Annotated in this window: 26 protein-coding genes; 10 read left to right on the top strand and 16 right to left on the bottom strand. The window is 71.5% G+C overall.

All coding sequences use genetic code 11. From position 1 onward, the window contains the following. Positions 1 to 14: 14 nt before the first annotated feature. Positions 15 to 2135 (bottom strand): glycogen debranching protein GlgX, encoded by a 2121-nt coding sequence (gene glgX, locus ABT154_RS12015; protein ID WP_351856106.1) that lies wholly within the window; start codon positions 2133 to 2135, stop codon positions 15 to 17. Positions 2136 to 2273: 138 nt separating this feature from the next. On the opposite strand from glgX, the gene ABT154_RS12010 reads away from it, so the two are divergent. From ABT154_RS12010 to ABT154_RS11995, 4 genes are all read left to right on the top strand, one after another. Beyond that, positions 2274 to 3119 carry a Tat pathway signal sequence domain protein gene (locus ABT154_RS12010; RefSeq protein WP_351856104.1) on the top strand — a complete coding sequence of 282 codons (846 nt, stop codon included), beginning with the start codon at positions 2274 to 2276 and terminating at the stop codon, positions 3117 to 3119. Positions 3120 to 3173: 54 nt separating this feature from the next. Next, positions 3174 to 4535 carry a copper amine oxidase gene (locus ABT154_RS12005; protein ID WP_351856101.1) on the top strand — a complete coding sequence of 454 codons (1362 nt, stop codon included), beginning with the start codon at positions 3174 to 3176 and terminating at the stop codon, positions 4533 to 4535. A 110-nt stretch (positions 4536 to 4645) separates the two neighbouring features. Next, positions 4646 to 5935, top strand: coding sequence for a DUF5919 domain-containing protein (locus tag ABT154_RS12000; protein WP_351856099.1), 1290 nt, complete (start codon positions 4646 to 4648; stop codon positions 5933 to 5935). A gap of 87 nt (positions 5936 to 6022) precedes the next feature. Continuing rightward, complete coding sequence (locus tag ABT154_RS11995; protein ID WP_351856097.1) at positions 6023 to 6751, top strand: 3'-5' exonuclease; 729 nt, start codon at positions 6023 to 6025, stop codon at positions 6749 to 6751. Here the strand turns inward: ABT154_RS11995 and ABT154_RS11990 are convergent. Both ABT154_RS11990 and ABT154_RS11985 read right to left on the bottom strand, forming a co-directional pair. Beyond that, a complete protein-coding gene (locus ABT154_RS11990) occupies positions 6748 to 7578 on the bottom strand; it encodes an alpha/beta fold hydrolase (protein WP_351856095.1) in 831 nt (276 codons plus the stop codon). The two genes, ABT154_RS11995 and ABT154_RS11990, sit on opposite strands and share 4 nt — an antisense overlap. Before the next feature lie 46 nt (positions 7579 to 7624). Beyond that, positions 7625 to 8482 carry a phosphotransferase enzyme family protein gene (locus ABT154_RS11985; RefSeq protein ID WP_351856092.1) on the bottom strand — a complete coding sequence of 286 codons (858 nt, stop codon included), beginning with the start codon at positions 8480 to 8482 and terminating at the stop codon, positions 7625 to 7627. A gap of 177 nt (positions 8483 to 8659) precedes the next feature. Here ABT154_RS11985 and ABT154_RS11980 point away from each other — a divergent pair, with 177 nt between their 5' ends. The 6 genes from ABT154_RS11980 to ABT154_RS11955 all read left to right on the top strand — a co-directional run bounded on the left by ABT154_RS11980 (position 8660) and on the right by ABT154_RS11955 (position 13960). Next, positions 8660 to 9595 carry a carbohydrate ABC transporter permease gene (locus ABT154_RS11980; RefSeq protein WP_351856089.1) on the top strand — a complete coding sequence of 312 codons (936 nt, stop codon included), beginning with the start codon at positions 8660 to 8662 and terminating at the stop codon, positions 9593 to 9595. Continuing rightward, positions 9592 to 10434 (top strand): carbohydrate ABC transporter permease, encoded by an 843-nt coding sequence (locus tag ABT154_RS11975; RefSeq protein WP_351856086.1) that lies wholly within the window; start codon positions 9592 to 9594, stop codon positions 10432 to 10434. Before ABT154_RS11980 ends, ABT154_RS11975 begins: the two co-directional genes overlap by 4 nt. Further along, on the top strand, positions 10431 to 11726 hold the full coding sequence (locus ABT154_RS11970) for an ABC transporter substrate-binding protein (protein ID WP_351856083.1): 1296 nt from the start codon (positions 10431 to 10433) through the stop codon (positions 11724 to 11726). Before ABT154_RS11975 ends, ABT154_RS11970 begins: the two co-directional genes overlap by 4 nt. A gap of 138 nt (positions 11727 to 11864) precedes the next feature. Next, positions 11865 to 12437 carry a DUF1697 domain-containing protein gene (locus ABT154_RS11965; protein ID WP_351856080.1) on the top strand — a complete coding sequence of 191 codons (573 nt, stop codon included), beginning with the start codon at positions 11865 to 11867 and terminating at the stop codon, positions 12435 to 12437. Positions 12438 to 12511: 74 nt separating this feature from the next. Next, positions 12512 to 13168: a mycothiol-dependent nitroreductase Rv2466c family protein gene (locus ABT154_RS11960; RefSeq protein WP_351856077.1), complete on the top strand. Its 657-nt coding sequence runs from the start codon at positions 12512 to 12514 to the stop codon at positions 13166 to 13168. Between the two features lie 219 nt (positions 13169 to 13387). Continuing rightward, positions 13388 to 13960: a TIGR03086 family metal-binding protein gene (locus tag ABT154_RS11955; protein WP_351856074.1), complete on the top strand. Its 573-nt coding sequence runs from the start codon at positions 13388 to 13390 to the stop codon at positions 13958 to 13960. A gap of 4 nt (positions 13961 to 13964) precedes the next feature. Here the strand turns inward: ABT154_RS11955 and ABT154_RS11950 are convergent, their stop codons facing one another. From ABT154_RS11950 to ABT154_RS11890, 13 genes are all read right to left on the bottom strand, one after another. Beyond that, a complete protein-coding gene (locus tag ABT154_RS11950) occupies positions 13965 to 14708 on the bottom strand; it encodes a sirohydrochlorin chelatase (RefSeq protein WP_351856072.1) in 744 nt (247 codons plus the stop codon). A gap of 8 nt (positions 14709 to 14716) precedes the next feature. Further along, positions 14717 to 15619 carry an ABC transporter permease gene (locus ABT154_RS11945; protein ID WP_351856069.1) on the bottom strand — a complete coding sequence of 301 codons (903 nt, stop codon included), beginning with the start codon at positions 15617 to 15619 and terminating at the stop codon, positions 14717 to 14719. After that, complete coding sequence (locus ABT154_RS11940) at positions 15606 to 16400, bottom strand: ABC transporter ATP-binding protein (protein ID WP_351856066.1); 795 nt, start codon at positions 16398 to 16400, stop codon at positions 15606 to 15608. Before ABT154_RS11940 ends, ABT154_RS11945 begins: the two co-directional genes overlap by 14 nt. 68 nt (positions 16401 to 16468) lie before the next feature. Continuing rightward, positions 16469 to 17575 (bottom strand): aliphatic sulfonate ABC transporter substrate-binding protein, encoded by a 1107-nt coding sequence (locus ABT154_RS11935; RefSeq protein ID WP_351856063.1) that lies wholly within the window; start codon positions 17573 to 17575, stop codon positions 16469 to 16471. Positions 17576 to 17771: 196 nt separating this feature from the next. Beyond that, on the bottom strand, positions 17772 to 19148 hold the full coding sequence (locus ABT154_RS11930) for a sulfate adenylyltransferase subunit 1 (protein ID WP_351856061.1): 1377 nt from the start codon (positions 19146 to 19148) through the stop codon (positions 17772 to 17774). Next, the gene (gene cysD, locus ABT154_RS11925) at positions 19148 to 20083 is read right to left on the bottom strand and encodes a sulfate adenylyltransferase subunit CysD (protein WP_351856059.1); all 936 of its coding nucleotides are present in this window, start codon (positions 20081 to 20083) and stop codon (positions 19148 to 19150) included. Before cysD ends, ABT154_RS11930 begins: the two co-directional genes overlap by 1 nt. Then, positions 20080 to 20646, bottom strand: a complete 567-nt coding sequence (cysC, locus tag ABT154_RS11920; protein WP_351856056.1) for an adenylyl-sulfate kinase — start codon at positions 20644 to 20646, stop codon at positions 20080 to 20082. Before cysC ends, cysD begins: the two co-directional genes overlap by 4 nt. Next, complete coding sequence (locus ABT154_RS11915) at positions 20643 to 21350, bottom strand: phosphoadenylyl-sulfate reductase (protein ID WP_317874761.1); 708 nt, start codon at positions 21348 to 21350, stop codon at positions 20643 to 20645. The genes cysC and ABT154_RS11915 overlap by 4 nt, the downstream gene beginning before the upstream one ends. Beyond that, entirely contained in the window at positions 21347 to 21526 is a 180-nt protein-coding gene (locus tag ABT154_RS11910) for a hypothetical protein (protein WP_351856053.1), read from the bottom strand. The genes ABT154_RS11915 and ABT154_RS11910 overlap by 4 nt, the downstream gene beginning before the upstream one ends. Further along, positions 21523 to 23220 carry a nitrite/sulfite reductase gene (locus ABT154_RS11905; protein WP_351856050.1) on the bottom strand — a complete coding sequence of 566 codons (1698 nt, stop codon included), beginning with the start codon at positions 23218 to 23220 and terminating at the stop codon, positions 21523 to 21525. The genes ABT154_RS11910 and ABT154_RS11905 overlap by 4 nt, the downstream gene beginning before the upstream one ends. Positions 23221 to 23356: 136 nt before the next feature. Continuing rightward, positions 23357 to 23440 (bottom strand): putative leader peptide, encoded by an 84-nt coding sequence (locus tag ABT154_RS11900; protein WP_310591794.1) that lies wholly within the window; start codon positions 23438 to 23440, stop codon positions 23357 to 23359. Positions 23441 to 23620: 180 nt separating this feature from the next. Beyond that, the gene (locus tag ABT154_RS11895) at positions 23621 to 24190 is read right to left on the bottom strand and encodes a GNAT family N-acetyltransferase (protein ID WP_351856047.1); all 570 of its coding nucleotides are present in this window, start codon (positions 24188 to 24190) and stop codon (positions 23621 to 23623) included. A 153-nt stretch (positions 24191 to 24343) separates the two neighbouring features. Beyond that, on the bottom strand, positions 24344 to 25630 hold the full coding sequence (locus ABT154_RS11890) for a GAF domain-containing protein (RefSeq protein WP_351856044.1): 1287 nt from the start codon (positions 25628 to 25630) through the stop codon (positions 24344 to 24346). Positions 25631 to 25981: the final 351 nt, after the last annotated feature.

Genomic DNA, 25981 nt, shown 5'->3' with positions numbered 1-25981 from the left:
TTCCGTACGGGACCTCAGGCAGGCCGTCGCAGAACGGTGAGGCTGAGCGGCGCCAGCGTCACCCGCTCGCCGCCCGCCAGCTCCGGCCCCTGCTGCGGCGGCATGCCCTCCGGGTCTGAGGTGTCCACCACGGTGCGCCAGCAGGCCCCGTGACTGTCCGGGACGGCGAACTCCAGCTCCTTCGCCGAGGCGTTGAACATCAGCAGGAAGGAGTCGTCGGCGATCCGCTCGCCCTGGGTGCCCGGCTCCGAGATCGCGTTGCCGTTGAGGAAGACGGTCAGCGCCTGGGCGTGGGCCGCCTGCCAGTCGCGGGAGGTCATCTCCTCGCCCTCGGGCGTGAACCACGCGATGTCCGTCAGCTCGTCGTGGGTGCCCTCGACGGGACGCCCGTGGAAGAAGCGGCGGCGGCGGAAGACCGGATGCTCCCGGCGCAGCCGTACCATCGCGCGGGTGAAGCGGAGCAGCGTCGCCTCCGCCTCGCTGTTCTCCTTGGGCCAGCGCACCCAGGACACCTCGTTGTCCTGGCAGTAGGCGTTGTTGTTGCCGCCCTGGGTGCGCCCGAACTCGTCGCCGTGGCTGAGCATCGGGACGCCCTGCGACAGCATCAGGGTGGCGAGGAAGTTGCGGGTCTGGCGGGCGCGCAGCTCCGCGATCCCGACGTCCTCGGTGTCGCCCTCGGCGCCGCAGTTCCACGAGCGGTTGTGGCTCTCGCCGTCCCGGTTGCCCTCGCCGTTGGCCTCGTTGTGCTTCTCGTTGTACGAGACGAGGTCGCGCAGGGTGAAACCGTCGTGGCAGGTCACGAAGTTGACCGAGGCGAGCGGGCGCCGGCCGTCGTCCTGGTAGAGGTCGGAGGACCCGGTCAGCCGGGAGGCGAACTCCGCGAGGGTGCGCGGCTCACCCCGCCACAGGTCTCGCACGCAGTCGCGGTACTTGCCGTTCCACTCGGTCCACAGCGGCGGGAAGTTGCCCACCTGGTAGCCGCCCTCGCCCACGTCCCAGGGCTCGGCGATCAGCTTCACCTGGCTGACCACCGGGTCCTGCTGCACCAGGTCGAAGAACGAGGACAGCCGGTCCACCTCGTGGAACTGGCGGGCCAGGGTGGCCGCGAGGTCGAAGCGGAAGCCGTCCACGTGCATCTCGGTCACCCAGTACCGCAGACTGTCCATGATCAGCTGAAGCACGTGCGGGGAGCGCATGAGCAACGAGTTCCCGGTGCCCGTGGTGTCCGTGTAGTACCGGGGGTCGTCCGCGAGCCGGTAGTACGAGGGGTTGTCCAGGCCCCGCATGGAGAGCGTCGGGCCCAGGTGGTTGCCCTCGGCGGTGTGGTTGTAGACCACGTCGAGGATGACCTCGATGCCCGCCTGGTGCAGCGCCCGTACCGCCGACTTGAACTCCAGGACCTGCTGGCCCCGGTCGCCCCAGGAGGCGTAGGCGTTGTGCGGGGCGAAGAAGCCGATGGTGTTGTAGCCCCAGTAGTTGGAGAGCCCCGCGTCCACCAGCCGGTGGTCGTTCACGAACTGGTGAACGGGCATCAGTTCGAGTGCGGTGACGCCCAGTTCCTTCAGGTGACCGATCACCGAAGGGTGCGCGAGCCCCGCGTACGTCCCGCGCAGCTCCTCCGGAAGGTCCGGGTGGAGCATCGTCAGGCCCTTCACATGGGCCTCGTAGATCACCGTGTGGTGGTACTCGGTGCGCGGCCGACGGTCGTCGCCCCAGTCGAAGTACGGGTTCACCACGACCGAGGTCATCGTGTGCGGGCCCGAGTCGAGGTCGTTGCGCGCGTCGGGCCGCCCGAAGGGGTAGCCGTACACCGCCTCGCCCCACTCGACCTGCCCCGACACCGCCCGCGCGTAGGGGTCGACGAGCAGCTTCGTCGCGTTGCAGCGCAGCCCGCGCTCCGGGGCGTACGGGCCGTGCACCCGGAACCCGTACCGCTGACCGGGCATCACACCCGGCAGATAGGCGTGCCGCACGAACGCGTCGGTCTCGCGCAGCTCCACCGCCGTCTCCGAGCCGTCGTCATGGAGCAGACACAGCTCGATCCTGTGGGCGGCCTCCGAGAAGACCGCGAAGTTGGTTCCCGCTCCGTCATAGGTGGCGCCCAGGGGGTACGCCTGTCCCGGCCAGACCTGCATGGATACGAATTTCCCTCTTCTGTCCGGGTTATGGAGATGTTCTTCGGCCGAATCCTGCCCGAAAGAGGCGCAACCTCCTAGGACTTCACCCCGTCCTACCGGGTGACCGCACAGCAAGAGGGGGAAAGAGGGGGAAGTGTGTACGAAATAGCACGCCGCCACCTGGGGAAAGTGGTGGCCGGAGCGGCCATGGCGCTGACGGGAACCGCCGTCGCGGTCGCCATCAGCCTCCCGAGTTCGGCAGGGGCCGACGACACACCGGGCGCCCGGGGAGCCGTGGGCGCGCGCGGCGCGGCCGGAGCCGACGGCACCACCGGCGGCTACGGACAGCAGGGCGGCGAAGAGGCGGCGACCGGGGGCACCGCGCCCGCGCCCGCCACCGTCGTCCCCGCCGCAGCGGAGGGCGAGAAGGGCGTCGGCGGCGACCCGCTCACCGACGACGAGCTGGCACGGGCGGAGAGCCTCGCACTGGCCCCGGCCGGCGCAGCCGCCCAGCAGGACGTCACGGGCGGACGCGGCCCGCAGCACCTCGGCACCGACCTCACCGACCCGCGGCCCGGGGACGCCACCCGCCGCGCCGACGTCCGCTTCTACGACTACAAGCGCGACGAACTGATCACCAGCACCGTCAACCTCGACACGGGGAAGGTCGAGCACTCCGGGGCCCAGCGGGGCGTCCAGCCCTCCGCCCACCCCGAGGAACTCCGCGCGGCACTCGAACTGATCCTCGCGAGCCCCCTCGGCAAGGGCGTCAAGGAGGACTACGCGGACGCCACGGGCAAGGCGCTCACCTCCACCACCCAGTTGTGGTTCAACGGCGACGTCTACCGCACCTACCGCGAGGCGAACGTGCCTCCGCAGCTGGCCCGTTGCGGGGAGCACCGCTGCGTCCGGCTCGTCACCAAGGTCCTCAACGGGGCCTGGATCGACACCCGCAACCTGATCGTCGACCTCTCGGCGAGGACCGTCACCCGCGTCGGCTGACCACCGCCGCACCGGTCCTCTCCTGCCGCAACTCGTACGAGGGAGTACGTTCCCATGTCCCACCAGCGCAACCCGGCCCGCCGACGGGACCGGGCCCACGAGCCGAACCGGGCCCGCCGGCGCGGCGCCGTCCTGGCCGCGGCCGTCCTGCTCGGCACCGCCACGGCCGCCACCGCACCGGCGACCGGGGCCACCGCCGCACCCCGGCCGCCGTCCCCGACGCGCGCGCCCGTCCCGCCGTCGGCCGACTGCTCCACCGCCTACCGCATCACCCAGAAGCTCGACGGCGGCACCGTCTGGAACATGTGCTGGCGCTACGACACCGACGCCGGCCTCACGCTCGGCCAGGTCACCTTCCAGCCGCCCGGCGCCACCGCGCCCGTCAAGGTCCTCGCCAGTGCGAGGCTCGCCCAGATCCACGTGCCGTACGACGACGGCGTCGCCGAGTACGACGACCTCACCGGCGCGGGCTTCGGCTGGGGCCTGCAGAACCTCAAGCCGGCCGAGTGCCCCGGCGGCACCCTCACCACCATCAAGGTGCCCGAGATCGGCCAGGTCAAGGGCCTGTGCACCACGACCAGGGCGCGCGGGCACGCCTACCGCATGGCCAGCGACAACGGCTCCAAGGTCTACCAGGCCCAGGCCAAGGACCTGCTCGTTTACACCGTGAACAAGGTCGGCTGGTACGAGTACATCTCCGAGTGGCGCTTCTCCGCCGACGGCACCATCGGCGCCAACGTCGGAGCCACCGGCAGCCTCTCGCCCGTCGACTACGACGCCACCGACGGCCGCGGCTGGCCGCTGGGCAAGGGCGCCCGCGCCTACGCCACCAGCCACGCCCACAACGTGTTCTGGAAGCTCGACTTCGGCCTCGACGGCTCCACCAAGGACCGGATCGAGCAGTTCGACTCCATCGTCACCGCGCCCCCCGCGGGCGGCGGCGGACCGACCGTGAAGACCAAGCGGACCGTCGTCACCAAGGAGCTGGCCGGGGACGCCAGGAACATGCGCTGGTGGCGGGTGGTCAGCGGCACCGGCAAGAACGCCGACGGCCACGCCCGCTCGTACGAGATCGTGCCCGGCCACACCGACACCCACGCCGGGCGGGGCTTCACCAAGCACGACGTGTACTTCACGCAGGCCCGCGCCTGTGAGAAGTTCGCCAGCAACAACATCGGCGGCTGCCCGTCCAACGCCGGTGACAGCGTGGACAAATGGGTCAACGGTGAGACTCTGACCAAACCGTCCGTCTGGGTCAACATCGGGTTCCATCACATCGCCCGGGACGAGGACCAGCAGCCCATGCCGGTCCACTGGCAGGGCTTCCAGCTCGCGCCCAGGGACGTAACCGCTATGAATCCGCTCACTCCCCCCGATCTCGCCTCCCAGAACGGCCAGCCCGATCTGGGGAGTTGAGGAAGGAGCCTGACGATCCTGCTGCACCGCCTCCCGCTCGCGGAGTACCCTTCCTTGATCGTTGTCGGACCGGTCGACACGGGCGTCCAGGAGCAGAAGGCGGTGCGCGGGTGAGCTCGGGAGGTCTGGAGCTGCCCCCAGGTGATTCGGGTCACGAGGGGGGGCCGGCCGAGCCCGCGGAGGCCTCGGCGTCGCCCGGCACGGCCACCCCGCCGGGCGCCGTGCCGCCCGGCACGGTCACCGTCGCCCGGCCCGTGGAGATAGGGGCCGAGATCGAGTGGGACGCCGAGGCCTGGAGCGAGGTCCGCACCCGCGCCCAGCGCGCCGGGCGGGCCTACATCTGGCTGAACCTCGTCGAGCAGCGGCTCCGCGCCGTGGTCGCCGCCGTCCTGCGGCCCGTGTACGAGCCCGTGCACGGCGAGGAATGGGTGGTGGCCGCGGCCGGCCCGGCCGGCCAGGAATGGGTCCAGCGGGCCGTCGCCGTCCGCGAGGTCTCCCGCCGCAAGGGCTACCTCCTCGACCCCGCCGACGACAACGTCCTCAGCTTCCTCACCCTCCCGCAGCTGCGGGAGCTGATGGTGCAGCACTGGCCCTGCTTCGAGCCCTACTTCGACGACCGGCGCGAGGTCGAGCTCGCCCTCGACGAGCTGGAGGTCACGCGCAACGTCGTCTCCCGCAACCGGGCCCTCTCGCTGACCGTGCTCGCCCAGTCCGAACGGGCCTCCGCCCGCATCCTGGAGATCCTCGGCAGCGGCGCCGGGGTGCCGTCCGCCGACCGGCTGCCCGTGGACGCGGTCGAGGACCTCGTGGGCGACCGGTACGCGGACGTCGTCTCCGTCCACCCCGACCGGGTCCGGCTCCAGCGGCAGCTGCCCGCCGAGGACCTCTTCGGCGGCGCCCGCCGCCTCGACGCCACCGGCATAGGTCTCAATCTGCTCGTGCAGAACTTCTCCGGCCGCCGGATGGTCCGGCTCGCGGAGTCCGGCTGCCGGACCCGCCTCCTCTTCCTCAACCCCGCCAGCAGCGCGGTCAAGCGCCGCGAACGGGAACTGGGCCTGAAGAAGGGCGAGCTGAGCCGCTCGGTCGAGATGAACATCCTGCACATGCGCAGGGTCCGTTCCAAGCTGCGCGACCCGGGCGCCTTCCAGATCCACGTCTTCGACGAGACCCCCCGCTTCACCGCCTACCTGGTGGACGGCGACGGCCCGGACGGCGTCGGCGTCGTGCAGTCCTATCTGCGCCGGGCCAGGGGCATGGAGGCGCCGGTCCTGGTGCTGCGCGGCGGCGGCCGGAACGTGGTCCGCCACGGCCAGGGCGCACGTGACGGCGATCACGGACTCTTCGAGACGTACCGGGAGGAATTCGAGTCCGTCTGGCTCGACTCCCGGCCCGTCTCCTGACCCCCGGACGGGGGCAGCCGGGGGCGTTGTCAGTGGTGCGTGCGAGGGTGGTCAACACCACGGGGGAGATCACGTAAGGAGGACCCGATGGCTTGGCACGGCGAGACGCTGGTCGGCTTCGACCTGGAGACGACCGGCACCGAACCGCTTGAGGCCCGCATCGTGACGGCCTCGATCATCGAGGTCGACGGCGGGGGACACATCGCACACCGGCGGGACTGGCTCGCCGACCCGGGCATCCGCATCCCGGAACAGGCCTCAGCGATCCACGGCATCAGCACCGAGCGCGCGGCAGCCGAGGGCCGGCCGGTCCGGGAGGTCGCCGACGAGATCGCGCGGACCCTCGCCGCGTACTGGGAGGACGGCGTCCCGGTCGTCGCGTACAACGCCTCCTTCGACCTGACACTGCTCTCCGCCGAGCTGCGCCGCCACGGGCTGCCCTCGCTGAGCGAGCGGCTCGGCGGCGTGCCCGTCGGACCCGTCCTCGACCCGTACACCATCGACCGGGCCGTCGACCGCTACCGGCGCGGCAAGCGGACCCTGGAAGCGGTCTGCGGGGAGTACGGCGTCGTGCTCGAAGCCGCCCACCAGGCCGCCGCCGACGCGCTGGCCGCCGTCCGGGTCGCCGTCGCGATAGCCGAGCGGCACCGCGAGGTCGCCGAGCTCGACCCGGCCGGACTCCACGAGCGGCAGATCGGCTGGTACCGCGCCTGGGCCGAGAACTTCCAGGACTTCCTGCGCCGCAAGGGCGACACGGAAGCGGTCGTCGACCCCACGTGGCCCCTGCGCGGCCCGGTGGTCGCGGTGGCGGGTTAGCCCTTCTCCTTGAGGAAGGAGAGCAGCAGTTCGTTCACCTTCTCCGGCTGGTCCAGCTGGAGCCAGTGGCCCGCGTCCTCGACCCGCTCGTAACGCCAGTCGCCCGCCACGTACTCCGCCGTCCCGGACATCGAGCGCTCGGTGAGGAAACGGTCGCCGGTCGACCACACACCCATCACCGGCACCGACTCGGGCAACGGCACCGCCGGGGCCTCCGGGCCGAACTGGACCTCCGCCGGGATGCCCGCCCGGTAGATGTTCAGCGCGGCCGTCAGCGCGCCGGGCGCCCGCAGCCCCTCGATCAGGGACTCCGCGTGCGGGTGCTCGCCCAGCATGTCCCGCAGGCCCGCGAAGTCGTCCCGCGCGAGCCAGTCCTCGGCCAGCCCGGCCAGCTGGAACAGCAGCATGTACCAGGACCGCTGCCGCTGCTCCCAGCCCGCGGACCGGATCGCCCCCAGATGCCCCACGGACAGGATGCTCAGGCTCCGCACCCGGTCCGGGAAGAACTGGGTCAGGCCCTGCGCGATGCCCGAACCCCAGTCGTGGCCCACCACATGGACCCGGTCCAGGTCGAGCCGCGCCAGGAGTTCGACCAGGTCGCCGACGTGCTTCGCCGGGTGGTACGCCTCCGGGCCGCCCTCGGGACGGTCCGAGGCACCGAAGCCCCGCAGCGTGGGGGCCACGCACCGGTAGCCCGCCGTCGTGAGCGCGGCGACCTGGTGGTGCCACAGGTGGTGCGAGTCCGGAAAACCGTGCACCAGCAGAACCGCCGGACCCTCACCGCTCACCTCGACGTCCAGCGTGACGCCCGAAAGCTCCATCCGCATCTTCAACACCCCGTTCGCCACCGGCCGGTTCGACGGGGTCATGATGTCAGAACGGGTACCAGCGCACCTCGGCGTCGCCGTCCCGCAGCGAGGCCACCCGCCGCTCGAACTCGGCCAGCGCCTTCGGGTTCGACGGCGCGTGCTGCGCCACCCACGCGCAGCTCGCGGTCTCCCGCGCCCCGCGCAGCACCGCGCACCCCTCCCACGCGCGCACGTCCCAGCCGTACGCCTCCGTGAACGCCTCGTACGCCACCGGGTCCAGGCCGTACCGGTCCCGGGAGAGCGCGAGCACCACGAGGTCGTGCTCGCGCAGATCGGACGAGAAGGTCTCCAGGTCCACCAGGACCGGGCCGTCCGGGCCGACGTGGACGTTCCGGGGGAGGGCGTCACCGTGGATCGGGCCCGGCGCCAGGTGCGGGGTCAGCGCCGCCGCCGCCGGGGCGAAGGAATCGCGCCGCTCCCGCAGGAAGGCCGCGTCCGCCGGGTCGATCGCGTCGCCCGCGAGCCGCAGCCACCGCTCGACCCCGCCGAGCAGTTCACGCCGGGGCAGGGTGAAGCCGGCCGGCTCGGGCAGCGCGTGCACCGCGCGGAGCAGCGGGGCCAGATCACGGGGCTCCGTCGGCCGCACCGCCTCGGGCAGCCGGTGCCAGAGAGTGACCGGACGGCCGTCGACCGAACGGGGCTTCTCCTCGGCGGCCCGGACGGCCGGCACACCCGCCTCGGCGAGCCAGCCGGCGAGCGCCAGCTCCCGCTCGGCCCGCTCGAACAGCTCGGCGTCCCGGCCCACCTTGACGGCGAGATCCCCCACGGCGAAGACCGCGTTCTCACCGAGGGCCAGCAGCCGCGCCTCCGCCACCGGCAGCCCCGCCGCCGCCAGGATCTCCCGCGCCCGCGCCTCGTCCATCGACCTCTCCCTCACCTGTGCGTTTGAGCCAAAGTCTCCCATCCGCGCAGCTCACCGCGGAGGCCGCCTTGACGGCCCCACGGTCCGTCAGGACCATGGCGGGATTCCCACGGCGGTCACGGGTCCTCCCTGACGGAGCCCGGGGGAGGGCGGACGGGGGTCGGATCGGTGAGTTCGATGACCGCGACGAAGCGGCCGGACAGGACGAGGGCACCGCGCGCCGCCGACGGAGGACGCCCACGCGGCCCCGACCTCGGCGCCTGGTTCCTGGTGCTCCCCGCGCTGCTCCCCATCCTGGTGCTCAGCGTCGGCCCGCTGCTCTACGGCATCGCGCTCGCCTTCACCGACGCCCAGTCCGGCCGCACCCAGACCACCCGCTGGGTCGGCACCCTCAACTTCCAGGACCTGCTGCACGACACCCTTTTCTGGGACTCGTTCCGCATCGGGGTGGTCTGGGCTGTCGGCGTCACCGTCCCCCAGTTCCTCCTGGGGCTCGGCCTCGCCCTCCTGCTCAACCAGAACCTCCGCTTCCGCTGGCTGGCACGGGCCCTCGCCATCGTCCCCTGGGCGATGCCCGAGGTCGTCGTCGGCATCATGTGGCGGCTCGTCTACAACCCCGACGCGGGCATCCTCAACGAGACCCTCCGCGACCTGGGCCTCGGCGAGGGCCACGACTGGCTCTCCGGGCTCGCCACCGCCCTCCCCGCCGTCATCCTCGTCGGCGTCTGGGCCGGGATGCCGCAGACCACCGTCGCGCTGCTCGCCGGACTCCAGAACACCCCGCGCGAGCTCCACGAGGCCGCCGCCCTCGACGGTGCCGGAGCCTGGCGCCGCTTCCGAGCCGTCACCTGGCCCGCGCTCAGACCCGTGGCCCTCGCCATCACCGCCCTCAACCTCATCTGGAACTTCAACTCCTTCGCCCTGGTCTACGTCCTGACCAACGGCGGACCCGGCGGCCGGACCCGGCTCCCCATGCTCTTCGCCTACGAAGAGGCCTTCCGCTACGGGCAGTTCGGCTACGCCGCCGCGATGGGCTGTGTGATGGTCGCCGCCGTCTCGGTGCTCATCGCCCTCTCCCTCGTACGACGGCTGAAAGGGGACCAGGACCGGTGAGCGCCCTCCGGACGAGCGGACCCGCGCGGGCGGGTCAGTACCTGGCCCTCCTCGCGTACCTGGTCTTCCTCGCCTTCCCGTTCCTCTGGCTGATCTCCACCGCTTTCAAACCGGCGCCCGAGCTGGCCTCGCTCCACCCCACCTGGATCCCGAAGGACCCCACGCTCGACAACTTCCGGCAGGCCTTCGGCGAACAGCCGCTGCTCAGGGCCGCCGCGAACAGCCTGGTCGCCGCGGTCGCCGCCGCCCTGATCGCGGTGGCCGTCGCGACCCCGCTCGCCTATGTGACGGCCCGCCACCGGGGCAGGCTCGCGTCGGCCGCCACCGGCTGGGTGGTGATCAGCCAGGCCTTTCCCTTCGTCCTGGTGATCATCCCGCTCTTCCTGATCCTCAAGAACCTGCACCTGATCAACAGCGGGCCAGGACTCGTCCTGGTGTACGTGGTCTGGTCGCTGCCCTTCGCCCTCTGGATGCTCATGGGATACGTCCGGGCCGTCCCCGCCGAGCTGGAGGAGGCCGCCGCCGTCGACGGCGCGGGCCGGCTCCGTACCCTCGTCTCGGTCACCGCGCCGCTGCTCGTCCCCGGCATCGTCGCCACCGCGCTGTTCGCCTTCGTCACCGCCTGGAACGAGTTCTTCTTCGCGCTCGTGCTCCTCAAGACCCCCGAGAAGCAGACCCTGCCGGTCGTCCTCACCCACTTCCTCGGCGCCGAGGGCGTCGCCGACCTCGGCCCGCTCGCCGCCGCGGCCTTCCTCGCCACCCTGCCGTCCCTCCTCGTCTTCGCCCTCCTCCAGCGGCGGATCACCGGCGGCATGCTGGCCGGGGCGGTGAAGTCATGAGACGACCGCTCCTGACCTGCGTCGCCGCGCTCGCCCTGCTCCTCACCGGCTGCACCACCGGCAGCGAGCGACCCGGCGACGGTGTCGTACGGCTCCGCTTCCAGTCCCTCGCCTGGCAGCAGGAGTCCGTCGACGCCAACCGCGAACTGGTGAAGGAGTGGAACGCCACCCACCCCGACATCCAGGTCGACTACGTCCAGGGCAGCTGGGACTCCGTCCACGACCAGCTCCTCACCTCCTTCGAGGGCGGCGAGGCGCCCGACATCATCCACGACGCCTCCGACGACCTCGCCGACTTCGCGTACGGCGGCGACCTCGCCGACCTCCGCCCGCTGCTCTCGGCCCGGCTCCGCGCCGACATCCCCGCCCGCGGCTGGGAGACCACCACCTTCGGCGAGGGCGTCTACGGCGTCCCGTTCCTCCAGGAACCCCGCGTGATCATCGCCAACCGGAAGATCCTGGAATCCTCCGGCGTCCGCGTCCCCACCCCGGAGAAGCCCTGGAGCTGGACCGAGTTCCGGCAGATCACCCAGGACCTCACCCGGAGCATGGGACCCGGCAGATACGCCGTCGCCTGGCCCCTCAAGGAACCCGTCTCCGTCAGCCTCAACCTCGGGCTCTCCGCAGGCGGGCGCCTCTTCCACCGGGAGGCCGACGGCCGCGTGACCGTCCGCTTCACCGAGGCCGACGCCGTCGTCCCCGGCACCGTCCACGACCAGGTCGTCACGGACCGCACCGCCCCGCGCACCACCCTCGGCAGCGGCGGCTCCGACACCCTGCCCGGCCTCTTCGCCGGCAAGTACGCCATGGTCCCGCTCGGCTTCGCCTACCGGCAGCAGATCGCCCAGCAGGCGCCCGAGGGCTTCGAGTGGACGGTGCTGCCCGCCCCCGCCGGGAGCACCGGACTCACCCAGGGCGTCTCCCCGCAGACCCTGTCGATCGCCGAGAGCAGCCCGCACAAGAAGGAGGCCGCCGCCTTCCTCGACTTCTTCCTGCGCCCCGGGAACATGGTGCGGCTCGCACGCGGCGACTGGATGCTGCCCACCGGTACGGCCGCGCTCGCGGATCCCTCCCTGCACACCGCCCGGGACGGCTGGGCGACCGGCGCGGCCGTGGCCGAAAGGCTCAGTCCGGCGCCCGCGCAGTCGGTGCGCGGCTACCCGGAGTGGAAGGACAAGGTCGCGACCCCCGCCTTCCAGGAGTACTACAGCGGCGCCATCGACACCGCCGAGCTGCGCAGACGCCTGGTCGAGGACGGCAACCGGGTCCTCGCCCGCTATCAGCGCAGATGACGGATTCGTCATTACGAAGCCTTGTTGAATAAGTCACAGATGGGTGAAGGGTCTTCTCCGCGCCCCCTCCATCGGACAGTGTTCGAACCGGCCACCGCGCCGCCCCCCACGAGGCGCGGTGGCCCTTAGATTTGCCCCATGACGAAGACGAAGCCGAAGACCTACGCCGCCCTGCTCCGCGGCATCAACGTGAGCGGACACCGGAAGGTCCCCATGGCGGAGCTCCGGGTCCTCATCGAGGGCCTCGGGCACACGGGCGTCCGCACCCACCTCCAGAGCGGGAACGCCGTCTTCACCACCGACTCCGGCGAGGACGAGGACGAGGACGCGCTCGCGGCGGCGCTGGAGGACGCGATCGAGGACCACTTCGGCTTCCGCGTCGACTGTCTCGTCCGCGACGGCGACTACCTCACCGCCGTCGCCGAGGCCTGCCCCTTCCCGGCCGCCGAGGTGAAGGGCAGGGAACTCCACGCCTTCTACTGCTCCGGGCCCGTCACCCCCGAGCGCTTCGCCGCGATCGACCGCGTGGCCTACCTCCCCGAGGACTTCGCCCTCGGGGACCGCGTGCTCTACCTCTACGTCCCCGACGGCCTCGGGACGTCCAGGCTGGCCCCGGTGATCTCCCGCCCGTCCGTCATGAAGGGGCTCGTCACCACCGCCAGGAACTGGAACACCGTGCTCAAGCTCATCGAGATGACACGGGAGGGCTGACCCCGAAGTGGCCCAGTCGAATCGGTGGCGAATGGCCCGGATGTCCGGGCCATCCACTGGCTAGATTCAGTGCCATGACGAGCACCGAGATCCAGCCGCAGAACCAGAACCAGCCGCAGACCCCGTCCCGCCCCGTCGTCGACTTCTACTTCGACCCCGCCTGCCCCTTCGCCTGGATCACCTCCCGGTGGATGCTGGAGGTCGAAGGCCACCGGGACATCGACCTCCGCTTCAAGGTCATGAGCCTGTACTTCCACAACGAGGGCAACACTCTGCCCGACTGGTACCGCGAACTCGTCGACGCGTCCATCGGCCCCGTCCGGGTCGCGGTGGCCGCCGCCGAACAGCACGGCGAGGAGATCCTGCGCCCGCTCTACACCGCGTACGGCACCCGCATCCACGAGCGGAAGCAGCAGGACTTCGACGCCGTCGTCGCCGAGTCGCTCGCCGAACTCGGCCTGCCCGCCGAACTCGCCGCGGCGGCCCACGACCCGTCGTACGACGAGGCCGTCCGCCGCAGCCACGACGCCGGCAAGGAGCCCGAGGCCGAGGGATACGTGGGCACCCCGACCCTCCACGTCGACGGCACCGTCTGGTTCGGCCCCGTCCTGCGGGCCGTCCCGCGCGGCGAACGGGCCGCCGAACTCTTCGACAGCTTCCGTGTCCTCGCCGGCCACCCGGACCTCTTCGAGCTCAAGCGCACCCGCACCGGCGGCCTCGACTTCGGCTGAGGGAACGTAAGTGCGGCGGCCCTGCCACCGACCCGTAACGGGCCACCACACCCGCCGGAACCCCGAGCGGCGGCGCCACCACCTTCTGGAACACCGACCGCAGCGCGATCGAGGGCTTCCTCTTCCTGGTGCTTCCTCCTGACGGCCGTCCGCCCGTCCGCCCGGCCGCTGTCGCGAAAGTTCAAGACCCGCGGCCGGCCGCTGGGTAGCGTCGAGGGCATGAACGAGATCCACAGCCACCTCACCGTCTGCGCCGCCGAAGCGAGCCGCGTCGCCCGCGCGGTCACCGCCGACCAGCTCGCCGCACCGTCCGTCTGCTCGGGCTGGACGGTCGGCGAGCTCGCCGACCACCTCGTCCTCTACACCGCGCACGGCCTCGAACACCGGGCCCTGCGCACCGAGCTGCCCGAGGAGACCGTCAAGCGCTCCTTCGTCACCGAGAACGACTGGGCCGCCGCGTACGACGCCCAGCTCGGCCGGGCTCTCGCCGCCTGGGAACGGCCCGAGGCCTGGGAGGGCGAGATCGACCTCGGCTCCGCCGGCATGCCGGCCACCGCCATCGCCTCGATGCTCGTCCTCGAACTCGCCCTGCACGGCTGGGACCTGGCCCGCTCCACGGGACAGGACTTCGACGTCCCCGAGGACACGGCGGTCTTCGTGCTCGGTGTCACGGAGGAGAACGCCGGGATCTACCGCCAGTACGAGGGCTTCGCCGACGTCGTCGACGTACCCGACGACGCCCCGGCCTTCGCCCGCGCCCTCGCGGTCAGCGGCCGGAACCCGAAGGGCTGACCGGCTAGGCCGTCCGCGCGACCGGCTCGCGCGCCGCGAGCGCCCCGTCGTAGCGGGCCACCAGGAGCCGGGCCAGTTCCGGGGAGGCGCCGAGGACGTCCGCCAGCACGTCCGCCCCGGCCGCGCCCGCCGCGATGCGGTCCGGGAGGCGGCCGGGGGCGATCACGTAGGGGGCGACGGCCACCCGCCGGACGCCCGGTTCCGTACGCAGGGCCCGTACGGCCTCCTCCGTACGGGGAAGGGATGCGGAGGCGAACGCGGGCCGCACGGAGCACCAACCGGTGCGCCGCAGCTCCCGCGCCGTTTCTGCGATCACCGCGATCGCCTCCGGGTCGGTGGAGCCCGCCGAGGCCAGGACGACCCCGGTGGTGCTCTTGTCGCCGGGTGTGAGCCCGGCCCCGTACAGCCGCCGTTCCACCGCCGCGATCAGCAGCGGCGAGGGGCCGAGGACCTCCGCCTGGCGGATGTCCAGGGACGGGGGCGCCTGGCGCAGGACGGCGGGGATGTCGGCCTTCGCGTGGAAGGCGCGGGTGAGGAGGAGCGGCAGGGCCACGACCTCCCGCACCCCGTCGGCCGCGAGCCGGTCGAGGACCCCCGGCACCGACGGCAGGTTGAAGTCCAGGAACGCCGTCTCCGCCCGCAGCCCCGGCCGCAGCGCACCGGCGCGGCGCACGAGCACCTGGACGGTCGCCGCGTGCCGCGGGTCGCGGCTGCCGTGGGCGATGACGAGGAGGGCCGGTCGGTTCACGGTCGGGCTCAGCTCTGCGCCAGCAGACCGCGGCGGCGCAGCACGGCGCGCTCCAGCGGGCTGAAGATCAGCAGGTCGATGGCGATGCCGACGACCAGGATCAGGATGATCGCCAGGAAGATGCCGGCCATGTCGATGTTGTTGCGGCCGTTCTCCAGGAGCTGGCCGAGGCCGAGGCCCAGGTCGGGGGAGGAGGCGATGATCTCCGCCGCCATCAGCGACCGCCACGAGAACGCCCAGCCCTGCTTGAGCCCGGCCAGATAGCCCGGCAGCGCGGCCGGCATCACGATGTACCAGGCGCCCTTGAGGCCGGTCGCGCCGAGCGTCTGCCCGGCCCGCAGGAAGAGCGGCGGGACCTGGTCGACACCGGCGACGAGACCGTTGGCGATCGACGGGACGGCGCCCAGCAGGATCACCGCGAACATCATGCTGTCGTTGAGGCCGAGCCAGAGGACGGCCGGCGCCACCCAGGCCACGGAGGGCAGCGACTGGAGACCCGAGAGGATCGGGCCGAGCGCCGCCCGGACGAACTTCACCCGGGAGACCAGGAGTCCGAGCGGGGTGCCGATCGCGAGGGCCATCAGGAATCCGAGGAGGGCCCGCGACACACTGGTCCACAGCACGTCGAGGAGGGTGCCCTCCAGCCACATCGTGGTCAGGCTGTCCCACACCGCGGACGGCGCGGGCAGCTTGTACTCGTCGGTGACCTTCGCCGTGACGAGCAGCTGCCACACCACGAGGACGAGCACGACGGCGAAGACCGGCGGGAACACCTTCTTGAGCAGGACCTCACGGACCGGGGTCCGCCGGATCTGCACGGTGTCGAGCGCGTCCAGGCCGGCTTCGAGCCCGGCGAGGTCGTCCGCCTTCCGTGCCTTCGGGGCCCTCGGGCTGGTTTCAGTGCTGGCCATGACGGCGGATCTCCCCACGCAGGTGCTCGGTGATCTCGAGGGACAGCTCCGCGACGGCGGAGTCCTCGATGCGGCGCGGCTGAGGGATGTCGATGGTCCACTCGTGGGCGATCCGGCCCGGCCGGGACGAGAGGAGGACGACGCGCTCGGCCAGCCGCACGGCCTCGCGCACGTTGTGGGTGACGAAGAGCACCGACAGCTTCGTCTCCCGCCAGATCCGGGTCAGTTCGTCGTGCAGCACGTCCCGGGTGATGGCGTCGAGCGCGGCGAACGGCTCGTCCATCAGGAGCAGGTCACTGTCCTGGGCGAGCGCGCGGGCCAGCGCGACCCGCTGGCGCATGCCGCCGGACAGCTCGTGGACGCGCTTGCCGTACGAGCCGCTCAGCCGGACGAGTTCGAGCAGCCGCTCGGCCTCGGAGCGCCGCTCGGTCTTGGGCACCCCGCGCAGCCGCAGGGCCAGTTCGATGTTCTTGCCCGCGGTGAGCCACGGGAAGAGGGCGTGCTCCTGGAACATCAGGGCCGGCCGGCCGCCGGGGGTCTCGATGGACCCCGCGGACGGCCGGTCGAGCCCGGCGACCAGGTTGAGCAGCGTGGACTTGCCGCAGCCCGAGGCGCCCAGGAGGGTGACGAACTCGCCCGGGGCGACATCGAGCGAGATGTCGTCGAGGACGAGCTGCCCGCCGGCGGGTCCGCCGAAGGACTTGGAGACGTGCTCGATGCGGGCGGCATGGGATACCGCCGCACGGTCCTCGGCCTTGGCGAGCGTCGCGGTCGTGGCCATGGTCGTCACCTCCTGGTGAAGCTGAACTCGGGCTGCTGCACGGGTGTCTGACGCCGGTTACTCGGGAACTACTTCACGCCGAGACCGGCGTCGGGGACCTCGGGCTGCCCTGCGGCCTTGAGGACCTTGTTGAGCGGTTCGAGGTCGTAGATGCCGCTCAGTTCGGGCTTCTCCAGCAGACCGGCCTTCACCGCGTGGTCGGCCTGCGCCTGGAGCGTGGCGGCCAGCGGGTCGTCGGTGAACTGGATGGACGGCCACGCGGCGTCGATGACCTTCGCGCCCAGCGCCTTGCCCGACAGGTCCTTGAGCTTGGCGTTGGCCGAGGCCTTCGCCTTGTCCGGGTTGGCGTTGATCCACGCGTTGGTCTTCACCGCGCCGCGCAGGAAGGCCTCGACGACGTCCGGGTGGGCGGTCAGGAACTTCTGCGACACGATGATGTTCGTGATCACGAACTTCTTGTCCGGCCAGATGTCGGACTCGTTGATCAGCACCTTCGCCCCGTCGCTGACCAGCTTCGACGCGGTCGGCTCCGGCACCCAGGCGCCGTCGATGGCACCGGAGGCGTAGGCGTTCGGGGTGACCTTGTTGTCCGTGCGGACCACCGAGACGTCGCCCTTGCCGCTCTGGGCGTCGACCTTCCAGCCCTTCTCGGAGATCCAGTTGAGGAAGGCCACGTCCTGGGTGTTGCCGAGCTGCGGGGTGGCGATGCGCTTGCCCTTGAGGTCGTCCACGGTCTTGATCTTCGCCGGGTTCACCACGAGCTTCACACCGCCGGAGGCGGCGCCGCCGACGATGCGGAGGTTGGTGCCCTTGGTCTTCACGTAGCCGTTGATGGACGGCGAGGGGCCGATGAAGCCGATGTCGATCGAGCCGGCGTTGAGCGCCTCGATCTCGGAGGGGCCGGCGTTGAAGGTGGTGGGCACCAGCCTGGTGCCGCCCAGCTCCTTCTGGAGGAGGCCCTCCTGGTCGCCCACCAGGGCGGTGGCGTGCGTGAGGTTGGGGAAGTACCCGAGCCGTACGGTGTCGGCGGAGAGCTTCTCGCCCTCGGCGGCCACCTTCTTCTCGTCGGTCTTGGCCTCGGAGCCGTAGCCGCAGGAGGCGAGCGCGCCGATCAGCAGCGGCAGAGCGGCGGCGGCGAGGCCGCGGCGCAGGGTGGTACGGGTGGTGGCAGGCACGGGAGGTCTTCCCCTCGATTCAGCGTTTTCGAAGTCTGCGTCTATGTCGTTCGGGGTGGAGCGGGGTCGCGCCGCACAGGCGGCGCGTCGAGGTCAGCACGCACATCGCGCGACGCCTCCCATGCCCGCACCGAGGGCACCGGAGCCCACCCGGCCGCCCTCCTTCGCGAAGGTGGCGTAGACGTTCTCGCTCATGTCAGAAGTCCCACCCTTCTTCCTCGTCCACCGCGGCCACGGCCTTGCCCGTGGCGAAGGACTCGCCCGCCATGCCCGCCGCCAGCGTGGTGCCGTCCGCCGGGTCGATCAGCAGGAACGAACCGGTACGGCGCGAGTCCGCGTACGCGTCGAGCGCGAGCGGCTCGGCCGTGCGCACCACGACCCGGCCGATGTCGTTGGTGACCAGCTGACCCGGGTTCGGGTGCTGGGAGAGGTCGTCCAGGGTCAGCCGCGAGGGGATCTCCTTGACGATCGCCTTGACCGTGCGGGTGGTGTGCTTGAGCAGCACCCGCTGGCCGACGGAGAGCGCCCGGTCCGCCACGTGGCAGACGGTCGCCTCGATGTCCTGCGTGGTCGCCGGGGCGTCACCGACCGGCGCGAGCAGGTCGCCGCGCGAGATGTCGATGTCGTCGGCGAGCCGGATGGTGACCGACTGCGGGGCCCAGGCGATGTCCACGGACTCGCCGAGCGCGTCGATCCCGGTGACCGTGGAGGTCTTCCCCGAGGGCAGGACGGTGATCCGCTCGCCGACCCGGAAGGCACCGGCCGCGATCTGGCCGGCGTAGCCCCGGTAGTCGGGGTGCTCGGCGGTCTGCGGGCGGATCACGTACTGCACCGGGAAGCGCGCGTGGCAGGCCGTCAGGTCGTGGCTGACCGGGACGGTCTCCAGGTGCTCCAGGACCGTCGGGCCGCCGTACCAGTCCATGTGGGCGGACGGCTCCACGACGTTGTCGCCGGCCAGCGCCGAGATCGGGATCGCGGTGCACCAGTTCTCCTGGGGGTTCCCCCCAGACCCCCAGCCGGGGACGCCGAGCTCGGAGGCGTACGCCGTGAACTCCTCCGCGATGGCGGCGAAGACGGGCTCCCGGTAGTCGACCAGGTCCATCTTGTTCACGGCCAGGACCACGTGCGGGACGCGGAGCAGCGCGGCGACGGCGGCGTGCCTGCGGGTCTGCTCGACGACGCCGTTGCGGGCGTCGACCAGGACCACGGCCAGCTCGGCGGTGGACGCGCCCGTCACCATGTTCCGGGTGTACTGCACGTGCCCGGGGGTGTCGGCGAGGATGAACCGGCGGCGCGGCGTCGCGAAGTAGCGGTACGCCACGTCGATGGTGATGCCCTGCTCGCGCTCGGCCCGCAGTCCGTCGGTGAGGAGCGCCAGGTCGGGCGCCTCCTGGCCGCGGGAGCGCGAGGCGTGCTCCACGGCCTCCAGCTGGTCCGCGAGGACCGACTTGGAGTCGTGCAGCAGCCGGCCCACCAGGGTGGACTTGCCGTCGTCGACGGAACCGGCGGTGGCGAAACGCAGCAGGGTGGTGGCCGCCAGCTGGTCGGACAGCTGCTCGGTGGACGTGCTCATTAGAAGTACCCTTCGCGCTTGCGGTCTTCCATCGCGGCCTCGGACATCTTGTCGTCGGCGCGGGTCGCGCCCCGCTCGGTGAGCCGGGAGGCGGCGATCTCGGCGATGACGGCGTCGAGCGTGGCGGCGTCGGAGTCGACTGCCCCGGTGCAGGACATGTCGCCGACGGTGCGGTAGCGGACCACCCGCTTCTGCGTCGTCTCGGACTCCTTGGGGCCGCCCCACTCGCCGGCCGTCAGCCACATGCCGCTGCGGGCGAACACCTCGCGCTCGTGGGCGAAGTAGATCTGCGGGAGCTCGATCTTCTCGCGCTGGATGTACTGCCAGACGTCCAGCTCGGTCCAGTTGGAGAGCGGGAAGACCCGGACGTGCTCGCCCGGGGCGTGGCGGCCGTTGTAGAGCTGCCACAGCTCGGGGCGCTGGCGGCGCGGGTCCCACTGCGAGAACTCGTCACGCAGCGAGAACACCCGCTCCTTGGCGCGGGCCTTCTCCTCGTCGCGGCGACCGCCGCCGAAGACGGCGTCGAAGCGGTGCTGCTGGATCGCCTCGGTGAGCGGGACGGTCTGCAGCGGGTTGCGGGTGCCGTCGGGGCGCTCGCGGAGCTTGCCGGCGTCGATGTACTCCTGCACGGAGGCGACGTGCAGCCGCAGCCCGTGCTTGGCGACGACGCGGTCGCGGTACTCCAGGACCTCGGGGAAGTTGTGACCGGTGTCGACGTGCAGCAGCGTGAAGGGGACCGGCGCCGGGGCGAAGGCCTTCAGCGCCAGGTGCAGCATGACGATGGAGTCCTTGCCGCCGGAGAAGAGGATCACCGGCCGCTCGAACTCGCCCGCCACCTCACGGAAGATGTGGACGGCCTCGGACTCCAGGGAGTCGAGGTGCGACAGCGCGAACGGGCTGTCCGTGCTGTCGTGAACATGAGCGACGGTCGTCATGCGAGACCCCTCTCGGTGAGCAGCGCGTGGAGCGTCGCTGCCGACTCCTGCACGGTCTGGGTGTGGGACTCGATCCGGAGATCGGGGTTGCGCGGCTCGTCGTACGGGTCGTCGACGCCGGTCAGCCCGCTGATCTCGCCCGCGGCCTGCTTGGCGTACAGCCCCTTCACATCGCGGACGGAGCACACGTCCACCGGGGTGGCGACGTGCACCTCGACGTACGGGGTGCCCTCCGCGGCGTGGCGCTTGCGGACCGCCTCGCGGCTGTCCTCGTACGGCGCGATGACGGGGACGAGGACCTTCACGCCGTTGGAGGCGAGCAGCTCCGCGACGAAGCCGATGCGCTGCACGTTGGTGTGCCGGTCCTCGCGGGTGAAGCCGAGGCCCGCGGAGAGGAACTCGCGGATCTCGTCGCCGTCGAGGACCTCGACCCGGTTGCCCTCCTCGCGGAGGCGTCCTGCCAGCTCGTACGCGATGGTGGTCTTGCCGGCGCTCGGCAGGCCGGTGAGCCAGATGGTGGCACCCGTCACGTGCTTCTCCTGAACTTCCTGAGTGTCCGTCATCCGTGCAGTCCGCACTCGGTCTTGGCCCGTCCCGCCCAGCGCCCGGCGCGGGCGTCCTCGCCCTCCAGGACGCGGCGGGTGCAGGGGGCGCAGCCGACGGAGGCGTACCCGTCCATGAGGAGCGGGTTGGTGAGGACACCGTGTTCGGTGACGTAGGCGTCGACGTCGTCCTGTGTCCAGCGGGCGATGGGGGAGACCTTGACCTTCCGCCGCTTCTCGTCCCAGCCGACGACCGGGGTGTTCGCCCGGGTCGGGGACTCGTCGCGGCGCAGGCCGGTCGCCCAGGCGCGGTACCGGGTCAGGCCCTCTTCGAGCGGCTTGACCTTGCGCAGCGCGCAGCACAGGTCGGGGTCGCGGTCGTGCAGCTTCGGACCGTGCTCGGCGTCCTGCTCGGCCACCGTCCGACGCGGGGTCAGGGTGATGACGTTGACGTCCATCACGGCGTCCACGGCGTCGCGGGTGCCGATGGTCTCCTCGAAGTGGTAGCCCGTGTCGAGGAAGACGACGTCCACGCCGGGCCGGACCCGGGAGGCGAGGTGGGCGACGACCGCGTCCTCCATGGAGGAGGTGACGCAGAAGTCCTCGCCGAAGGTGTCCACGGCCCAGCGGAGTATCTCCAGTGCGGAGGCGTCCTCCAGGTCGCGGCCGGCCTGCTCGGCGAGTGCCTTGAGGTCGGCCGCGGTGGTGTCCTGAGCGATCGTCATATCTCCTCCCTCCCAGGGGTGTTGCCCGAAGTCTTCGGGGCGAGGAGCCCCAGGAACTTCAGCTGGAAGGCTCGGCTGCACGCGGCGCATTCCCAGGCGCCGTGGCCCTGCTCGTTGGGACGCAGGTCCTCGTCGCCGCAGTAGGGGCAGTGGAACGGTGCGGCGCGCTCGCTCATGAGAGGGACTCCTCCGAGGCGCGGGCCGTCCAGGTCGCGAAGCGCTCGCCGTCCTCGCGCTCCGCCTGGAAGCGCTTGAGGACCCGCTCCACGTAGTCCGGCAGCTCGGTCGCGGTGACCTTGAGGCCGCGGACCTTGCGGCCGAAGCCGGCCTCCAGGCCGAGGGCGCCGCCCAGGTGGACCTGGTAGCCCTCGACGCGGTTGCCCTCGTCGTCCAGGACCAGCTGGCCCTTGAGGCCGATGTCCGCGACCTGGATGCGGGCGCAGGCGTTCGGGCAGCCGTTGATGTTGATCGTCAGCGGCTCGTCGAACTCCGGGATGCGGCGCTCCAGTTCGTCGATGAGCGAGGCGCCGCGGGCCTTGGTCTCGACGATCGCGAGCTTGCAGAACTCGATGCCGGTGCAGGCCATCGTGCCGCGCCGGAACGGGGTCGGGTTCACCCGCAGATCGAGGGCCTCCAGCGCGGCGACCGCCGATTCGATCTGGGCCTCCTCGACGTCGAGGAGGATCATCTTCTGGTCCGCGGTGGTGCGCAGCCGGCCGGAGCCGTGCTGCTCGGCCAGGCCGGCGATCTTGGTGAGGGTGGCGCCGTCGACCCGGCCCACGCGTGGGGCGAAGCCGATGTAGAACCGGCCGTCGTTCTGCCGGTGCACGCCCATGTGGTCGCGCCACTGGCCCGCGGGCTGCTCGGGAGCGGGGCCGTCCGTCAGCTTGCGCTGAAGGTACTCGTCCTCCAGGACCCGGCGGAACTTCTCCGGGCCCCAGTCGGCGACGAGGAACTTCAGGCGGGCGCGGTTGCGCAGCCGGCGGTAGCCGTAGTCGCGGAAGATCGAGATGACGCCCTCGTAGACGTCCGGGACCTCGTCGAGCGAGACCCAAGTGCCCAGGCGTACACCGAGCTTGGGGTTGGTGGAGAGACCGCCGCCGACCCAGACGTCGAAGCCGGGGCCGTGTTCCGGGTGGTGCACGCCGACGAAGGCGATGTCGTTGATCTCGTGCGCCACGTCGAGCTGCGGCGAGCCGGAGACCGCGGACTTGAACTTGCGGGGCAGGTTGGAGAAGTCCTTGTTGCCCACGATCCGACGCTGGATCTCGTCGATGGCGGAGGTGCCGTCGATGATCTCGTCGGCGGCGATGCCGGCCACCGGGGAGCCGAGGATGACACGCGGGGTGTCACCGCAGGCCTCGGTGGTGGACAGGCCGACCGCCTCCAGGCGGTTCCAGATCTCGGGGACGTCCTCGATGCGGATCCAGTGGTACTGGACGTTCTGGCGGTCCGTGATGTCGGCGGTTCCCCGGGCGAACTCCTCGGAGATCTCGCCGATCACGCGGAGCTGGTCGGTGGTCAGCCGGCCACCGTCGATGCGGACGCGGAGCATGAAGTACTCGTCGTCCAGCTCCTCCGGCTCCAGGACACCCGTCTTGGTGCCGTCCAGACCCTGCTTGCGCTGGGTGTAGAGGCCCCACCAGCGCATGCGTCCGCGCAGGTCGTTGGGGTCGATGGAGTCGAAACCCTGCTTCGAGTAGACCGTCTCAATACGTGTCCGTACATTGAGACCGTCGTCGTCCTTCTTGAACTGCTCATTGCCGTTCAGAGGGGTGAAGTGCCCCACGGCCCACTGACCCTCGCCACGGTGGCGCCCGGTCTTGCGGCGTGCGGCGGCTGGGGTGGGGTCTTCCGGGGTGGCGGCCATGGCGTCTTGTCCTTCGGGACTGCGAGAGGGCGGCTCTGACCTGCACACTCGCGCTCAGGTCAGAGGGTGGCGCGTCAGTGCGCAGCAGGGCGGGGCAGAGTCGTACTGAAAAGGAATCGCGGCGGTGCTGGTTCTCTCAGCGCGCCGGACAGATGGCGCTGGACATGCGGCCGAGGTCGACGTGCCGCCGACTCACCAAGGCAATTCCAGTTCCAGACATGACGGAAGCGTGTCACGGGACTTTGGACCCAGTCCAGCATCGTCCAGGATGCGGACATAGTCGTCTCGCTTGGCGAGATGGCGTGTTATGGGTCATGCGAAAGGGGCCCTGATGAGGGCCCCTTCGGGTGTGCGTGAGGGTGCTGACCAGCGCTGTCGGGTGTGGTGCCGGCCGGAGCTGTCAGGCGTGGGCGCCGGGCCAGGGGCCGGGGGTCTCCGACTCCTCGGCCTCCTCGACCTTGGTGTCGAAGAGCCGGAAGCCCCGCCGCTCGTAGTTGGCCATCGCGTGCGGGCCGTCGAGGGAGCAGGTGTGCACCCAGACGCGCTTCGTCTCCTCGCGCCCGGGCCAGCGGTCGGCCAGGTCCCAGGCCCGCGCGACGCCGTACGAGAGCAGATGGCCGCCGATCCGGCGCCCCCGGAAGGCCGGGATCAGGCCGAAGTAGGCGATCTCCACCACGCCGTCGGCCTGGGCCGCCAGCTCCACGTAACCGGCCGGCGTCCCCTTCTCGTACGCCACCCAGGTCTCCGTGCCCGGCTTCTCCACGATCTCCTGCCACTGCTTGTACGTCAGGGGCAGGCGGTCGTTCCAGCGGATGTCGCCGCCGACCGCCGTATAGAGGTAGCGGCTGTACTCCGGCGACGGGACCTCGGCCCGCGTCACGGTGATGTCGCCGCCCTCCGGGACGGGGGAGGGGCGCAGGTCGGACGGCGCGGTCTGCTCGAGGGACCACGTGGTGAGAGTGATGCTCATGGGGTCATCGCATCATGAGCCCGCGCGGCACGGCGACCTGGGTTCGGTGACCGGGCCCGAGTGTCCGGAATGTGGACGTACGGGCTCGTCCCTCGGCGGGCGGGGGGAGGCCCCTCTGCGGGAAGGGGCCCCGGGCCCGCACCCGCCGGCGACCTACACCCCCGCCCGCACCGCCGGTGCCAGCGAGTGGGGCAGCAGGTCCGCCGCGAGTTCCGGGCGCAGCACCTCCACCGCCACCTCCTCCCGGAAGCGGTACGGGCGGTGCGCGAGGACCCCGGCCAGGTTCCGGCGTACCCGCGACATCTCCGCCCGTACGGTCACCGTCCGCGTGCGGTCCCCGAACACGTCGTCCGCCAGCTCCGCCGCCGTCCGCCCGTCCCGGTGCAGCGCGAGCACGTACAGCAGCTCCGCGTGCCGGGGGCTCAGCTCCTGCTGCCAGCTGCCCGCCGCCCCCGAGACGGCCACCGTCCAGCGGCGCGGTCGGCTCAGGTCCAGGACCACGCGGCTCGCCGCCTCCGTGTCCGGGGCCTCCGGCCGGGTCTCCTCCTCCACCCGCAACAGCCAGCCGCCGGGCAGCGGCTCCACCGCGCACACACCGAGCGAGGGCAGCCACACCCGGCCGGCCCGGAAGGACTTCGGCAGCGGGATCCGGTCCACCGGCGCGAGCCCGGTCACCGCCGCCGTCCACCCGTGGCCGTCCACGGCGACCGCACGGCCGCCCACCCGGCACAGGATCGGCGCGGCCACCGCCCGCAGCCGCTCGACCGAACCGCGGTGCCGCTCCCGCATCTCGGCCTCCGCGAGCTGGGCCACCGAACCGACCAGCGCCAGCATCGCCGGATGGAAGGTCGACGCGGGACCGCTCACGTCCAGGATGCCGAGCAGCCGCCGGTCGCGCGGGTCGTACACGGGGGCGGCGGCGCAGGTCCAGTTGTGGAGGGCCTGCACGTAGTGCTCGGCCGAGTGCACCTGGACGGCCCGGCCCATGGCGAGCGCCGTACCGACCGCGTTGGTGCCGGTGGTGTGCTCGGTCCAGGCGGCGCCCTCCTCCAGGCAGATGCCGTTGGCCTTCCGCAGCACCGAGAGGTTCCCCTGTCGCCACAGCACCCGGCCGTGCTCGTCGGTCACCACCATGATCTGGAGCGAGGTGTCGGCGATCCCGGCGAGCCCGCCGGTGAGCGTCCGCATGACCTCGGCCAGGAGGGTGCCCCTGCGTCGCTGCTCCAGCTCGTCCCGCTGGAGCAGCACGCTGCTCGTGCCCTGGTCGGGGTCGAGGCCGAGGCGGGCCATCCGCTGCCAGGACGCGTCGATGACGGGGCGGGGAGCGATCGGCGGCCGTCGGCCCGCGAGGGTCTCCTCGCGCACCCGGCGGAGCAGCCGGGTGGCCTGCGCTGCGTCCATGGCGGCGAGGCGCCTCATGTCGAGCTGCGTGTTATTCATCGGTCTCTCCCAGCCACCCGGGGTGCTGCATCGGTTCTGCACGGGGCAGATGTCCGGAGTGTCGGTGCCCATCGTGCCGTTCGGAAGCGTCCCGCGAGGCCCGGTTCGGGTAATCCTGCAACCCTTTGCAACTCTGGTCCTCCACCGCCCCCCTGAGCGATGGTTGTCCGAGCGGTGGGTGGTGCCGTGTCGGCGCAGCACCACCCCCGCTTTTCCGCGCGTGCCGACCCCCTGCGGTCCACCCCTGGTATGCGCGGCAAGCTTTCCCGTAGGAACGGCCCGGCCCTTCACTCGTACGCGCAGGCGGCTCCCCCCCCGTACGGACGGACGGCCCCTCAGACCTCGATCCGC

The organism is Streptomyces sp. NPDC001728 (assembly GCF_040297565.1).
Lineage (GTDB): Bacteria > Actinomycetota > Actinomycetes > Streptomycetales > Streptomycetaceae > Streptomyces.
This window is presented reverse-complemented; position numbering and strand designations above follow the sequence as displayed.

Coding starts and splice junctions, on each gene's coding strand:
- ABT154_RS11910 (WP_351856053.1), bottom strand. CDS start 21,526: ATGAGCGAGCGCGCCGCACCGTTCCACTGCCCCTACTGCGGCGACGAG.
- ABT154_RS11890 (WP_351856044.1), bottom strand. CDS start 25,630: ATGAATAACACGCAGCTCGACATGAGGCGCCTCGCCGCCATGGACGCA.
- ABT154_RS11955 (WP_351856074.1), top strand. CDS start 13,388: ATGAACGAGATCCACAGCCACCTCACCGTCTGCGCCGCCGAAGCGAGC.
- ABT154_RS12005 (WP_351856101.1), top strand. CDS start 3,174: ATGTCCCACCAGCGCAACCCGGCCCGCCGACGGGACCGGGCCCACGAG.
- ABT154_RS11995 (WP_351856097.1), top strand. CDS start 6,023: ATGGCTTGGCACGGCGAGACGCTGGTCGGCTTCGACCTGGAGACGACC.
- ABT154_RS11895 (WP_351856047.1), bottom strand. CDS start 24,190: ATGAGCATCACTCTCACCACGTGGTCCCTCGAGCAGACCGCGCCGTCC.
- ABT154_RS11960 (WP_351856077.1), top strand. CDS start 12,512: ATGACGAGCACCGAGATCCAGCCGCAGAACCAGAACCAGCCGCAGACC.
- ABT154_RS11945 (WP_351856069.1), bottom strand. CDS start 15,619: ATGGCCAGCACTGAAACCAGCCCGAGGGCCCCGAAGGCACGGAAGGCG.
- ABT154_RS11900 (WP_310591794.1), bottom strand. CDS start 23,440: ATGTCTGGAACTGGAATTGCCTTGGTGAGTCGGCGGCACGTCGACCTC.
- cysC (WP_351856056.1), bottom strand. CDS start 20,646: ATGACGGACACTCAGGAAGTTCAGGAGAAGCACGTGACGGGTGCCACC.
- ABT154_RS11905 (WP_351856050.1), bottom strand. CDS start 23,220: ATGGCCGCCACCCCGGAAGACCCCACCCCAGCCGCCGCACGCCGCAAG.
- ABT154_RS11985 (WP_351856092.1), bottom strand. CDS start 8,482: ATGGACGAGGCGCGGGCGCGGGAGATCCTGGCGGCGGCGGGGCTGCCG.
- ABT154_RS11915 (WP_317874761.1), bottom strand. CDS start 21,350: ATGACGATCGCTCAGGACACCACCGCGGCCGACCTCAAGGCACTCGCC.
- ABT154_RS11965 (WP_351856080.1), top strand. CDS start 11,865: ATGACGAAGACGAAGCCGAAGACCTACGCCGCCCTGCTCCGCGGCATC.
- cysD (WP_351856059.1), bottom strand. CDS start 20,083: ATGACGACCGTCGCTCATGTTCACGACAGCACGGACAGCCCGTTCGCG.
- ABT154_RS11980 (WP_351856089.1), top strand. CDS start 8,660: ATGACCGCGACGAAGCGGCCGGACAGGACGAGGGCACCGCGCGCCGCC.
- ABT154_RS11930 (WP_351856061.1), bottom strand. CDS start 19,148: ATGAGCACGTCCACCGAGCAGCTGTCCGACCAGCTGGCGGCCACCACC.
- ABT154_RS11990 (WP_351856095.1), bottom strand. CDS start 7,578: ATGCGGATGGAGCTTTCGGGCGTCACGCTGGACGTCGAGGTGAGCGGT.
- glgX (WP_351856106.1), bottom strand. CDS start 2,135: ATGCAGGTCTGGCCGGGACAGGCGTACCCCCTGGGCGCCACCTATGAC.
- ABT154_RS11970 (WP_351856083.1), top strand. CDS start 10,431: ATGAGACGACCGCTCCTGACCTGCGTCGCCGCGCTCGCCCTGCTCCTC.
- ABT154_RS11940 (WP_351856066.1), bottom strand. CDS start 16,400: ATGGCCACGACCGCGACGCTCGCCAAGGCCGAGGACCGTGCGGCGGTA.